At 67.6% G+C, this 13535-nt stretch carries 11 protein-coding genes; 9 read left to right on the forward strand and 2 right to left on the reverse strand.

The annotated features are described in order from the left end of the window. Nucleotides 1-191: 191 nt before the first annotated feature. The 5 genes from IB278_RS23090 (at nt 192) to ubiM (ending at nt 3875) form a co-directional block, all read left to right on the forward strand. Nucleotides 192-560: a DsrE family protein gene (locus IB278_RS23090; protein ID WP_145744247.1), complete on the forward strand. Its 369-nt coding sequence runs from the start codon at nt 192-194 to the stop codon at nt 558-560. Between the two features lie 16 nt (nt 561-576). After that, nucleotides 577-1347, forward strand: a complete 771-nt coding sequence (locus tag IB278_RS23095; protein ID WP_192325595.1) for a methyltransferase domain-containing protein — start codon at nt 577-579, stop codon at nt 1345-1347. 149 nt (nt 1348-1496) lie between these two features. Beyond that, the gene (locus tag IB278_RS23100) at nt 1497-1949 is read left to right on the forward strand and encodes an OsmC family protein (protein ID WP_192325597.1); all 453 of its coding nucleotides are present in this window, start codon (nt 1497-1499) and stop codon (nt 1947-1949) included. 30 nt (nt 1950-1979) lie between these two features. Continuing rightward, nucleotides 1980-2624, forward strand: coding sequence for a hemerythrin domain-containing protein (locus IB278_RS23105; protein ID WP_192325599.1), 645 nt, complete (start codon nt 1980-1982; stop codon nt 2622-2624). Nucleotides 2625-2654: 30 nt separating this feature from the next. Then, nucleotides 2655-3875 carry a 5-demethoxyubiquinol-8 5-hydroxylase UbiM gene (gene ubiM, locus IB278_RS23110; RefSeq protein WP_192325601.1) on the forward strand — a complete coding sequence of 407 codons (1221 nt, stop codon included), beginning with the start codon at nt 2655-2657 and terminating at the stop codon, nt 3873-3875. 3 nt (nt 3876-3878) lie between these two features. Here ubiM and IB278_RS23115 read toward each other — a convergent pair whose 3' ends face one another. Both IB278_RS23115 and IB278_RS23120 read right to left on the reverse strand, forming a co-directional pair. Further along, on the reverse strand, nt 3879-4355 hold the full coding sequence (locus IB278_RS23115) for a bacteriohemerythrin (protein WP_192325603.1): 477 nt from the start codon (nt 4353-4355) through the stop codon (nt 3879-3881). 35 nt (nt 4356-4390) lie between these two features. Next, nucleotides 4391-5041, reverse strand: coding sequence for a YitT family protein (locus IB278_RS23120; RefSeq protein ID WP_225613090.1), 651 nt, complete (start codon nt 5039-5041; stop codon nt 4391-4393). A gap of 201 nt (nt 5042-5242) precedes the next feature. On the opposite strand from IB278_RS23120, the gene IB278_RS23125 reads away from it, so the two are divergent. The 4 genes from IB278_RS23125 to narH are packed head-to-tail and all read left to right on the forward strand — an operon-like array spanning nt 5243 to nt 13524. Further along, nucleotides 5243-6508, forward strand: a complete 1266-nt coding sequence (locus IB278_RS23125; protein ID WP_192325803.1) for an MFS transporter — start codon at nt 5243-5245, stop codon at nt 6506-6508. Continuing rightward, the gene (locus IB278_RS23130) at nt 6505-8157 is read left to right on the forward strand and encodes an MFS transporter (protein WP_192325605.1); all 1653 of its coding nucleotides are present in this window, start codon (nt 6505-6507) and stop codon (nt 8155-8157) included. The genes IB278_RS23125 and IB278_RS23130 overlap by 4 nt, the downstream gene beginning before the upstream one ends. A 31-nt stretch (nt 8158-8188) precedes the next feature. Next, entirely contained in the window at nt 8189-11977 is a 3789-nt protein-coding gene (locus tag IB278_RS23135) for a nitrate reductase subunit alpha (protein WP_192325607.1), read from the forward strand. 14 nt (nt 11978-11991) lie between these two features. Then, nucleotides 11992-13524, forward strand: a complete 1533-nt coding sequence (gene narH, locus IB278_RS23140; RefSeq protein WP_145744233.1) for a nitrate reductase subunit beta — start codon at nt 11992-11994, stop codon at nt 13522-13524. The last annotated feature ends 11 nt before the right edge of the window (nt 13525-13535 follow it).

Consider the following 13535-nt stretch of genomic DNA (forward strand, 5'->3'; position numbering starts at 1 on the left):
TAGCCACTACGGCGGGGCGGCGCCAGCGGGTTCGCCATATCCGAAAGGACATGCGCCATGCCTTCCCGTGCATGGGCCTCGCCGCCGCCGCGGCGGCGCGCCGCCCTGTTTCCCTGGGAAAACCGCGCGCGTTCGCGCTGGCATGGCTTTCGCGATAGCAGAAGGCCCCATACCAACCCAAGGAGAACGAAATGGCTGAAGAAAGCAGAGAACTGGTCGTGGTCATCACTCATGGCATCGACCACGAGTTGTCGTCGGTGGGCTTCACCATCGCCAACGGCGGCATCACGGCCGGGCTGAAGGTGGCCATCTTCCTCACCAGCGCCGGCGTCGACGTGGTGCGCAAAAAGGCCGCCGACACGACGCACGTTCGGCCGCTGGATCCGCTGGCGGAGCTGATGCGCGACTTCGTGGCCCGCGGCGGTGCGCTCTACGCCTGCACGCCGTGCGTCAAGTCCCGCGGCTATGAGCAGGCGGACTTCGTCGAGGGCGTGACCATCGCCGGCTCCAGCGTGATCCACGAGCGGCTGCTGCGCGGCGCGGCCACCCTGAGCTTCTGACCCGAGGAGCGGCGCCATGTCTGCCCCAGTCGATCGGGCCGAACTGGAAGGCAAGGTCCAGGCGATGTACCGCGAGGTCGCGGACAACCCCCACGGCGAATTCCATTTCGAGATGGGACGCGCCCTGGCCGAGCGGCTGGGCTACCGGCCGCGCGACCTGGACCGCATCCCGGCCGAAGCCATCCAGTCCTTCGCCGGCGTCGGCTACTACTTCCACCTGCTGGGCGACATGGAAGGGGCGCGCGTGCTCGACCTCGGCAGCGGCTCGGGCATGGACACCTTCATCGCCAGCCTGATCACGGGCCCGACCGGCACCGTGGTCGGCCTGGACATGACCGATTCGCAGCGCGCCAAGGCGGAGTCGCTGCGCCAGCGCGACGGCTTTCGCAATGTCACCTATGTCAAGGGCTACATCGACGCCGCACCGTTCGAGGACGGCAGCTTCGACGTGGTCATCAGCAACGGCGTGATCAATCTCGCCGTCGACAAGCCCCAGGTCTTCCGCGAGATCGCCCGCCTGCTGCGCCCGGGCGGCCGGCTGGCGATCGCCGACATCGTCACGGAGGTGCTGCTGCCCGAGAGCATCAGCTGCAACACCACGCTGTGGGCGGCCTGCATCGGCGGCGCGTGGCAGATCGGGCGCTACCGGCAGGCGATCGAGGACGCCGGCCTGCGCATCGCCGAGGAGCAGGTCAACGACCAATACCGCTTCCTCTCTGACAACGCCCAGGGCGCGACGAAGAAGTTCGGCGTCCGGAGCGTGTCGATCCGGGCCGACAAGGCGTAGCGGGGCCTTCGGGAGGCCCGCGGTCGCATTGAGCGATCCTTGCGCCATGTCAAGGCCGTGTGCCGGCACGGGCTTGACACTGGCCTCGCCATGAAAAACTCGCAGTCCGCTGAACGAACCGGGCCGGCGCAGCGGATGCTGCGCCGTCGATGATGGACGAATCGACCGCTCTCACGCTGACTTGGCGCGAAGCGTACCGGTTCGCCGTCGATTTCGGGCCGTCCGGCGGCGCCGCGCTCCTGACCGACGTGAAGCCGCCGCTCGGAACCGGCGCCGGCCCCGACTCGGAGCAACTGCTGGTGGCGGCGGTGGCCAACTGCCTGTCGTCCAGCCTGCAGTTCTCGCTGCGGAAATTCAGGAACGATGCGGTCCCCATGCGAACGCAGGCCGATGCCGCGCTGGCGCGCAACCCCCAGGGCCGCCTGCGCGTCGCAGGCATCCAGGTCGCCATCCACCTGGGCGTGGCGGCATCCACGCTCAGGCAGCTCGACCGGGCGCTGGCCCAGTTCGAGGACTTCTGCGTCGTTACCCAAAGCGTGCGCACCGCCATTCCGGTCGAGGTGCGCGTGCTCGACGGCAGCGGCGCGTTGCTGACAGCCTGATGAGAGCGAACCCAGCTGCAGGAGTGCGCCATGACCCACGACAGCCTGAACATCATCCGCCATGAGCACCGCGCCCTCTCGGCCATGCTGCGCTCGATCACGCTGCTCCTGCACGGGCACCGGCGCCACGGCACCCTGCCCGACTTCGACGCCCTGCAGGCCATGCTGTTCTACGTCGACGAATTCCCCGAGAAGCTGCACCATCCCAAGGAGAGCCGGCTGCTGTTTCCGAAGCTGCGCGGACGCAGCGTGCAGACCGATGCGGTGCTCGACCAGCTCGACCGCGACCACGCGCACGGCGAGCGCGCCATCCGCGAACTCGAACACGCGCTGCTGGGATTCCGCACGATGAGCGGGACCGTCCAGTGCGAGATGCGGCGCGACAAATTCGAACAGCTGATGCGGCACTACGCCGACTTCTACCTGGCCCACATGCGCGTCGAGGAAACCGAGATCCTGCCGCTCGCCGAGTCGGTGCTCGACGCCGGCGAATGGGCCGAACTCGATGCCGCATTCCTTACGAACCGCGATCCGCTCGCGGGCCACGAAGCCGACGAAGCCTACAAGCCGCTGTTCCGCATGATCGTCGGCGCGCTGCAGGACCACGGCAACGTCGGCTCGGTGCTCGAGGCCTTCGCAGGCGCCGCGCTGCCGGTGTACCCGCCGAATCGCTGAGCGCCCCCTTCTCATCTTCACAGGAAACTCATGCCGCAAGATCTTGACGCACTCATCGTCGGTGCAGGACCGGCCGGGCTGGCCCTGGGCATTGCCCTGGCCGACGCCGGCTTCACCGCCACCGTGCTGGACGCGCAGCCGCGCGAGGCGCTGGCGGCCCCGGACGAGGACGGCCGGGACATCGCGCTGACCCACGCCAGCGTGGCCACCTTGCGCGCCCTGGGCCTGTGGCAGCGCCTGCGGCCCGAGGAAATCGGATGCATCCGCGAAGCGCGCGTCATCGACGGCGACCGGCAGGACTGCGCGCTCAGCTTCTCGCCGCGCGGCCGCGACACCGAAGTGCTGGGCTGGATCGTGCCGAACCATGCGCTGCGCCGCGCCAGCTTTGCAGCCGCCATGGAACGCCCGGCGCTGCGGCTGCTCGATCGTGCGCAGGTGCTTCGCGTCGCCACCGAGCCCGGCCACGTGCAGCTGGATGTCCAGACCTCGCCGGGCCTGCCGCAGCAGCTGCAGGGCCGGCTGCTCGTCGCGGCCGACAGCCGCTTCTCCTGGTCGCGCAAGCAGCTCGGCATCGCGGCCGACATGCACGATTTCGGCCGCGTCATGATCGTCTGCCGGATGCAGCACGAGCTGCCGCATCACGACGTGGCCTACGAGTGCTTCGGCTACGAGCGCACGCTCGCGGTGCTGCCCGCCGTGGGCAATGTCTCGTCGGTCGTGGTGACCGCCGACACCGCGGCCGCCGAGCGGCTGATGCAATTGTCCGAAAGCGAATTCGCGGCGCTCGTCGAACGCCAGTTCCGCAGTCGCCTGGGACGGATGCAGCTGCTCGGCAAGCGCTTTCCCTATCCCCTCGTTGCCGCCTATGCCCGGCGCTTCGTGGGCCAACGCAGCGCGCTGGTCGGCGATGCCGCCGTCGGCATGCACCCCGTCACGGCCCATGGCTACAACCTCGGTCTGCAGAGCATTGCCTCGCTCGTCCACGCGCTCTGCGAAGCCCGCGCGGCCCAGCGGGACATCGGTGCCGCCGAGGTGCTGGCGGGCTACGAGCGCGCACACCGCCGGGATGCGGCGCCGATCTACCACGGCACGAATGCGGTCGCGAGACTCTATGCCAGCACCGGGGCACCGCAGCGCCTCGTGCGGCAACTGCTGCTTCGGGGCGCGCAGCATCTGCCGCCGCTGAAGGCGGCGATCACCGCGCGGCTCACGGGCCGGGGTGGGCTGCAACTGCCCGGGGCCGCGGCCTAGGGTTCAGCGCGGCAAAGCGTGCTGTCCGGCGCGCCGCAGCGGTGGCCGCGCCGCAAAGTCAACGCGCGGCTGGGCACCAGCGCTCTTGCGGCCGGACCGCTGCGTGCGCAGATGGCGCGCCAGCGGTGCATCCATGGTGCGGACATGCCGTTCGTACCAGTCCCGCAACTGGCACGCCATTTCCCGAACCTGTGCAAGCCGCCCCTCGGTGGCGTGCACCGCGCCTTCGCGCATCACCTCCAGCACCACGCGATGCTGGGCCGCGTGGTCCTTGCGCCACGCGAAGCCGGAGGCCCGCATCCAGATGTCTTCGCACGCGAAGTGCTCCGCCGCATACGCGAGCAGCTCGCGCCAGGCGCCCGGCAGCGCGGCGTCTGCCGCCTCGTCCACGCGCGCCAGGCGCCAGGCGAATCGCTCGCGGGCCCGGTCCATGAAAGGCAGGCCCAGCGGCATTGCATCGGATCGGTCCAGCACAGCCATGCGATTTCCTCTGAAGAAAGAGCCGGGTCGCGAGCCTATCGGGGGCCGGCGTCAGGTTCCTTGAACTCGCGCAACGATGGGGCACCCGGCCGGTGGTTCCACATCAGGACCAGGTTCACCATCACGGCCGAGACGATCGACCAGCCGACCCGGACCGGTTCGACGAGGGCGAAGGCCGATGCAACGATTGCCGCGTCGCATGCCATCTGCACGGCGCCTGCGCTCCAGCCGTAGCGGCGCTGCAGGAACAGCGCCAGCACGCCGAAGCCGCCGAGGCTGGCGCCGTGGCGGAACAGCACGAGCAGGCCGATGCCGATCAGCAGGCCGCCGGCGACGGCCGCGAACAGCGGATGTGCCGGGTGCACGCCGAGCGCCTTTCCGATGCCCTCGACGCTGAGCGACAGCCCGGCAACGACAAGCAGGGTCTTCCAGGTGAACCGCAGCCCGAAGGCGCGCCAGCCGAGCGCGATGAAAGGCAGGTTCACGATGAGCAGGGTCCACCCCAGGGACCACCCCGAGGCGTAGTTCAGCAGGAACGCCAGGCCGGGAAGGCCGCCCGTCAGCAGATGGGCGCTGCGAAGCATGGCCAACCCGAGCCCGACCAGCAGGATGGCCGTGCCGAATCCCTGCGCATCGTCCAGCAGCGGATATCGCCGTGCGGCCTGGATGTGCGGGCTTTGATCCATATGGTTCCCAGTGTGGGCCCGCGCGGCGCTGCCGGCCTTGCGCCAGAACAAGGTCCTGCACGCCGCCGCGGCGCTTGATGTGGATCAAGCCGCCCGGAAAGCCCGCTTCTAAGCTCCGGGCAACCTTCCAGGAGTCCCATCGTGCAGCAGCGCGCCACCGCATCCAGCCAAGATTTTTCGCCCCCGTCGGTACGCCAGGCCGTGCCTGCGAAAGCCTGGCGCGTGCTGGCAGTGAGCACGCTGGCGTTCACCGTCTGCTTCATGGTCTGGATGATGTTCGGCGTGATCGGCATCCCGATCCGCAAGGCGCTCAACCTCAACGCGACCGAGTTCGGCCTGCTGACCGCGATGCCGGTGCTCACGGGCTCGCTGGTGCGCGTGCCGCTCGGCATCTGGACCGACCGCTTCGGCGGGCGCATCGTCATGACGCTGCTCATGGCCTGCACCGTGCCGGCCATCTGGCTGATGTCCTACGCCACGCAGTACTGGCACTTCATCGTGCTGGGCATGTTCGTCGGCCTCGCGGGCGGCTCCTTCTCGGTCGGCACGCCGTACGTGGCGCGCTGGTTTCCGCGCAGCCGGCAAGGCTTCGCGATGGGCATCTACGGCGCCGGCAACTCGGGCGCGGCCGTCAACAAGTTCGTGGCGCCGGCCATCGTGGTGGCCTTCGGCTGGGCCGTGGTGCCGCAGGTCTACGCGGCGATCATGCTGGGCACCACCGTCCTGTTCTGGATGCTGAGCGCCAGCGACCCCGCGCATCTGGTGGGCAAGAGCGTCGGTTTTTCCGAGCAACTCAAGGCGCTGAAGGACCCGCGGGTGCTGCGCTACTGCCAGTACTACAGCATCGTGTTCGGCGGCTATGTCGCCATCTCGCTGTGGATGGTGCAGTACTACGTCGGCGAATACGGCCTGGACATCCGCATCGCCGCGCTGCTGGCCGCCTGCTTCTCGCTGCCGGGCGGCGTGCTGCGCGCCGTCGGCGGCTGGCTGTCGGACAGGTTCGGCGCGCACAGCGTCACCTGGTGGGTGATGTGGGTGTGCTGGATCTGCCTGTTCCTGCTGAGCTATCCGCAGACCGATCTCACGCTGCTCACGGTGAACGGACCGCGCACCTTCCACATCGGGCTGAACGTCTACAGCTTCACCGCGCTGATGTTCGTGCTGGGCATTGCCATGGCCTTCGGCAAGGCCAGCGTCTTCAAGTACATCAGCGACGACTATCCCGCCAACATCGGCGCGATCAGCGGCGTGGTGGGGCTTGCCGGCGGCCTGGGCGGCTTCGTGCTGCCCGTCATGTTCGGCGCGCTGATGGACCTCACCGGCATCCGCTCCAGCGCCTTCATGCTGATGTACGGCGTCGTCTGGGTCTCCCTCATCTGGATGTACTGGACCGAAGTGCGCGCCACCCAGGTCATGGGCGGCGTGCGCGCACGGACCTCGAATCTCAACCTGGAAACCAAATCATGAGCACCAGCACCATCGTCGTTCCCCCGGGCACGACCGGCGGCCGCGCCGACATCGCCGACTGGCGTCCCGAGGACGAACAGTTCTGGGAAAGCACCGGCCGGCACGTGGCATGGCGCAACCTGTGGCTGTCGGTGCCTGCCCTTCTGTGCGCCTTCGCGGTCTGGGGCATGTGGGGAATCATCACCGTGCAGATGAACAACCTGGGCTTCCCCTTCACCCAGGCCGAACTGTTCACGCTCACCGCCATCGCGGGCCTGGCCGGTGCCACCATGCGCATCCCGGCCGCGTTCCTGATCCGCCTGGCGGGCGGGCGCAACACCATCTTTTTGACCACGGCGATGCTGCTCGCGCCGGCCATCGGCACCGGCATCGCGCTGCAGCACAAGGAGTGGCCGCTGTGGGTGTTCCAGCTCATGGCGCTGTGGTCGGGCGTGGGCGGCGGCAACTTCGCCAGCTCCATGTCCAACATCAGCACCTTCTTTCCCAAGCGCCTGCAGGGCACCGCGCTGGGCCTGAACGCCGGCATCGGCAACTTCGGCGTCACCACCATGCAGATCGTCATCCCGCTGGTGATGACCGTGGGCCTGCTGGGCAGCATCGGCGGCGAGCCCATGACGCTGCTCAAGGACAGCGGCTGGATCCTGGGCAAGATCACGGCCGGCACGCCCACCTGGATCCAGAACGCGGGCTTCGCCTGGGTGCTGTCGCTGGTGCCGCTGTCGGTCCTGTGCTGGTTCGGCATGAACAACCTGAACACCGTCTCACCCGATACCGGCGGCGCGATCCGGGCCTTCATGAAGATCACTTGGCTCTACACGCTGTCGTTCGCCCCGGCGATCGCGGGCCTGTACCTGTACCTGCCGGCGCCCACGGGCCTGGGCCTGCTCAACATGTGGGTGGCCATGCCGCTGATCATCGTGGTCACGCTGTTCACCATGAAGCTCGCCGCGTTCGGCACGATGAAGGAAAACATCGCCAAGCAGTTCGAGATCTTCCGCGACAAGCACACGTGGTCGATGACGGCGTTGTACATCGTGACCTTCGGCTCCTTCATCGGCTTCTCGATGGCGCTGCCGCTGTCGATCGCGGTGATCTTCGGCATCAGCCACGTGCCCGACGCGGCCGGCGTGCTGCAGCACACGCTGAAGAACCCGAACGCGCCTTCGGCCTTCACCTACGCCTGGATCGGTCCCTTCGTCGGCGCGCTGATCCGCCCGGTGGGCGGCTGGATCTCGGACAAGGTGGGCGGCTCGATCGTCACGCAAGTGATCTCGGCGGTGATGGTGGTGGCCTCGGCCGCCGTGGGCTACGTGATGCTGCTGGCCTACAGCTCGCCGCAGCCGGAACAGTATTTCCTGCCCTTCATGCTGTTGTTCGTGCTGCTGTTCGCAGCCAGCGGCATCGGCAACGGCTCCACCTTCCGCACCATCGGCGTGATCTTCGACCGCGCCAAGGCCGGCCCGGTGCTGGGCTGGACCTCTGCCATCGCCGCCTACGGCGCATTCATCGCGCCGGTGGTCATCGGCGCCCAGATCAAGGCCGGCACGCCCCAGTACGCGATGTACGGCTTTGCCGTGTTCTACGCGCTGTGCCTCGTTCTCAACTGGTGGTTCTACCTGCGCCGCGGCGCCTACGTGAAGAACCCATGAGCCAGCCAATCGATTCAACGAAAGACAAACGATGAGCCACTTTCTCGACCGCCTGACCTACTTCGCGCAGGCGCGCGAATCCTTCGCCGATGGCCACGGCCAGGTCACCGGCGAAGACCGTACCTGGGAGGACGCCTACCGCACGCGCTGGGCGCACGACAAGATCGTTCGCAGCACGCACGGCGTGAACTGCACAGGCTCCTGCTCGTGGAAGATCTACGTCAAGGGCGGCATCGTCACCTGGGAAACGCAGCAGACCGACTATCCGCGCACCCGCTGGGACATGCCCAACCACGAGCCGCGCGGCTGCGCCCGCGGCGCCAGCTACAGCTGGTATTTGTACAGCGCCAACCGCGTCAAGTACCCGATGGTCCGCGGCACGCTGCTCAAGGCCTGGCGCGAAGCGCGCAAGACGCTGGCGCCCGTCGAGGCCTGGGCTTCCATCGTGCAGGACGAGGCCACGCGCCACAGCTACCAGAGCGTGCGCGGCCTCGGCGGCTTCGCGCGCTCGGGCTGGGACGAGGTCAACGAGATCGTCGCGGCCAGCAACATCCACACGATCCGCCGCTACGGACCGGACCGCATCATCGGCTTCTCGCCGATTCCCGCCATGTCGATGGTGAGCTACGCCGCGGGCAGCCGCTACCTGAGCCTGATAGGCGGCGTGTGCATGAGCTTCTACGACTGGTACTGCGACCTGCCGCCGGCCAGCCCGCAGGTGTGGGGCGAGCAGACCGACGTGCCGGAATCGGCCGACTGGTACAACTCGAGCTACATCATCGCCTGGGGCTCCAACGTGCCGCAGACGCGCACGCCGGACGCGCACTTCTTCACCGAGGTGCGCTACAAGGGCGCCAAGACGATCGCGATCACGCCCGACTACTCCGAAGTCGCCAAGCTGTCGGACCTGTGGATGCATCCGAAGCAGGGCACCGATGCCGCGGTCGCGATGGCCATGGGCCACGTGATCCTCAAGGAGTTCTACTTCGACAAGCGCACCGCGTACTTCGACGACTACGCGCGCCGCTACACCGACCTGCCGATGCTGGTCATGCTCAAGGAACACACCCTGCCCTCGGGCGAAAAGGTGATGGTGCCCGACCGCTACCTGCGGGCCTCGGACTTCGACGACCGGCTCGGGCAGCCGAACAATCCCGAATGGAAGACCGTCGCGCTGGCCGAGGACGGCCGCGTGGTGGTGCCGCAGGGCGCCATCGGCTTTCGCTGGGGCGCGGACGGCCGCGCCGATGCCGGGCAGTGGAACCTCGAGGCCAAGGAGGCGGAGCACGGCGGCGACGTGAAGCTCACGCTGTCGCTGCTCGACGGTGCAAGCACGGCAACGCAGACGGCGCAGATCGGATTTCCCTACTTCGGCGGCATCGAGAGCGCGCACTTCCCGAACAACGCGCAGAGCGACGTGCTGGTGCGCACGGTCCCGGTCCAGCGCATTGCGCTTGGCGCGGAAGGCCAGAGCGCGCTGGTCGCCACGGTGTTCGACCTGCAGGCCGCCAACTACGGCGTGGCACGCGGCCTGCCGGGCGAGATGGCGGCCGCCGGCTACGACGACGACGCGCCCTACACCCCGGCGTGGCAGGAAAAGATCACCGGCGTGCCGCGCGACCAGGTCATCACCGTGGCGCGCGAGTTCGCGGCCAACGCCGAGAAGACGCACGGCAAGTCGATGGTGATCATCGGCGCGGCCATGAACCACTGGTACCACAGCGACATGAACTACCGCGGCGTCATCAACATCCTGATGATGTGCGGCTGCATCGGCCAGAGCGGCGGCGGCTGGGCCCATTACGTGGGCCAGGAAAAGCTGCGCCCGCAGACCGGCTGGACCCCGCTGGCCTTCGCGCTCGACTGGATCCGTCCGCCGCGGCAGATGAACTCGACGAGCTTCTTCTACGCCCACACCGACCAGTGGCGCTACGAGAAGCTCGGCATGGAGGAAGTGCTGTCTCCATTGGCCGACAAGGCCGCGTTCGCGGGCACGATGATCGACTACAACGTGCGCGCCGAGCGCATGGGCTGGCTGCCGTCGGCGCCGCAGCTGCAGACCAACCCGCTGCAGGTGGCGCGCGACGCGCAGGCCGCCGGCATCGACGGCGCGGCCTACGCGGCGAAGGCATTGAAGGACGGCACGCTGCGCATGAGCTGCGAAGACCCGGACCACCCGTCGAACTGGCCGCGCAACATGTTCGTGTGGCGTTCCAACATCCTGGGCTCCTCGGGCAAGGGGCATGAATACTTCCTCAAGCACCTGCTGGGCACCACGCACGGCGTGCAGGGCAAGGACCTCGGGCCCGACGACGCCAAGCCGACCGAAGTGGTCTGGCACGACAAGGCGCCCGAAGGCAAGCTCGACCTGCTGGTGACGCTCGACTTCCGCATGAGCACGACCTGCCTCTACTCGGACATCGTGCTGCCGACCGCCACCTGGTACGAGAAGAACGACCTCAACACCAGCGACATGCACCCCTTCATCCATCCGCTGTCGACCGCGGTCGATCCGGCATGGCAGGCGCGCAGCGACTGGGAAATCTACAAGGGCTTCGCACGCACCTTCAGCGCCCTGTGCCCGGGCCATCTGGGCGTCGAGAAGGAAGTGGTGCTCACGCCGCTGATGCACGATTCGCCCGCCGAGCTCGCGCAGCCCTTCGGCGTGGCCGACTGGAAGCGCGGCGAGTGCGAGCTCATCCCCGGCAAGACCGCGCCGCAGATTGCGGTCGTGGAGCGCGACTATCCGAACCTCTACAAGCGCTTCACCGCGCTGGGCCCGCTGCTCAAGAAGATGGGCAACGGCGGCAAGGGCATCGGCTGGAACACGGACGTCGAGGTCGACGAACTCGGCAACCTCAACGGCCGCGTCACCGATGCCGGCGCCACGCAGGGCATGCCGAGCATCGACACCGACATCGACGCCTGCGAGGTCGTGCTGCAGCTGGCGCCCGAAACCAACGGCCACGTGGCCGTGAAGGCGTGGGAGGCGCTGGGCAAGCAGACCGGGCGCGACCACACGCACCTGGCGATCTACCGCGAGGACGAGAAGATCCGCTTCCGCGACATCCAGGCGCAGCCGCGCAAGATCATCTCCTCGCCCACCTGGAGCGGCATCGAGAGCGAGAAGGTCTCCTACAACGCGGGCTACACCAACGTCCACGAGCTGATCCCATGGCGCACCCTGACGGGCCGCCAGCAGTTCTACCTGGACCATCCGTGGATGCGCGCCTTCGGCGAAGGCCTGGCGGTCTACCGCCCGCCGGTCGACCTGAAGACCACCAAGGACATCCACAACATCCGCAGCAACGGCAACAAGGAGATCCAGCTCAACTTCATCACGCCGCACCAGAAGTGGGGCATCCACTCCACGTACACCGACAACCTGCTGATGCTCACGCTGAACCGCGGCGGCCCGGTGGTGTGGCTGTCGGAGGACGACGCGAAGAGCGCCGGCATCGTCGACAACGACTGGGTCGAGCTGTTCAACATCAACGGCGCCATTGCGGCGCGCGCGGTGGTGAGCCAGCGCGTCAATCCGGGCATGGTGATGATGTACCACGCGCAGGAGAAGATCATCAACACGCCGGGCTCCGAGATCACCGGTACGCGCGGCGGCATCCACAACTCGGTGACCCGCATCGTGCTGAAGCCCACCCACATGATCGGCGGCTACGCGCAATTCAGCTACGGCTTCAACTACTACGGAACCATCGGCACCAACCGCGACGAGTTCGTGGTGGTGCGCAAGATGAACAAGGTCGACTGGCTCGACACGCCTGCGGACGTGGCCACCGTGCCCGCCGCGGCGGCGGCTTGAACGAGGTACCCACGATGAAAATACGCGCGCAAATCGGCATGGTCCTGAACCTGGACAAGTGCATCGGCTGCCACACCTGCTCGGTCACCTGCAAGAACGTCTGGACCAGCCGGCCCGGCGTCGAGTACGCCTGGTTCAACAACGTCGAGACCAAGCCCGGCATCGGCTACCCCAAGGAATGGGAGAACCAGGGCAAGTGGCAGGGAGGCTGGGTGCGCAAGCCGGACGGCTCGATCGAGCCGCGCCAGGGCGGCAAGTGGAGTTTGCTCATGCGCATCTTCTCCAACCCCAACCTGCCGCAGATCGACGACTACTACGAGCCCTTCACCTTCGACTACGAGCACCTGCAGTCGGCGCCCACCATGAAGGCGCCGCCGACGGCGCGCCCGCGCAGCCTGATCACCGGCAAGCGCATGGAGAAGATCGAGTGGGGCCCGAACTGGGAAGAAATCCTCGGCGGCGAGTTCGCCAAGCGCAGCAAGGACGCCAACCTCGACAGCTTCGACGCCGTGCAGAAGGAGATGGTCGGCCAGTTCGAGAACACCTTCATGATGTACCTGCCCAGGCTGTGCGAGCACTGCCTGAACCCGGCGTGCGTGGCCTCCTGCCCCTCGGGCTCGATCTACAAGCGCGAGGAAGACGGCATCGTGCTGATCGACCAGGACAAGTGCCGCGGCTGGCGCATGTGCGTCTCGGGCTGCCCCTACAAGAAGATCTACTACAACTGGCAAAGCGGCAAGGCCGAGAAGTGCATCTTCTGCTATCCGCGCATCGAGGCCGGCCAGCCCACCGTCTGCTCGGAAACCTGCGTCGGGCGCATCCGCTACCTCGGCGTGGTGCTGTACGACGCCGACCGCATCCAGGAAGCGGCCAGCGTGCCGGACGAGAAGGACCTCTACGAGGCCCAGCTCGGCATCTTCCTCGACCCGCACGATCCGGAAGTGATCGCGCAGGCCCGGCGCGACGGCATCCCCGAGGCCTGGCTCGAAGGCGCCCGGAACAGCCCGGTCTACAAGATGGCGATGGAGTGGAAGGTGGCGCTGCCGCTGCACCCCGAGTACCGCACGCTGCCGATGGTCTGGTACGTGCCGCCGCTGTCGCCGATCACGGCGGCCGCCAACGCCGGGCATGTGGGCGCCAAGGGCGCGATTCCCGACGTCACGCAGATGCGCATCCCGGTGCAGTACCTGGCCAACCTGCTGACCGCGGGCGCCACCGAGCCGGTCATCCGTGCGCTCGAGCGCATGCTGGCCATGCGCACCTACCAGCGCGGCAAGCATGTCGACAACTTCGCGGACCCGGCCGTGCTGGCGCAGGTCGGCCTGAGCGCCGCGCAGGTGGAAGAGATGTACCAGGTGATGGCCATCGCCAACTACGAGGACCGCTTCGTCATCCCCACGACGCACCGCGAGTACGCCGAGAACACCTTCGACATGAAGGGCGGCTGCGGCTTCTCGTTCGGCAACGGCTGCTCCGACGGCAGCTCCGAGACCAGCCTGTTCGGCGCCGCCAAGCGCCGCACGATTCCGATCCATGCCAAGGTCTGACGCCGGGAGCG

Source organism: Variovorax sp. VRV01 (genome assembly GCF_014852545.1).
GTDB classification, from domain to species: Bacteria; Pseudomonadota; Gammaproteobacteria; order Burkholderiales; family Burkholderiaceae_C; genus Variovorax; species Variovorax beijingensis_A.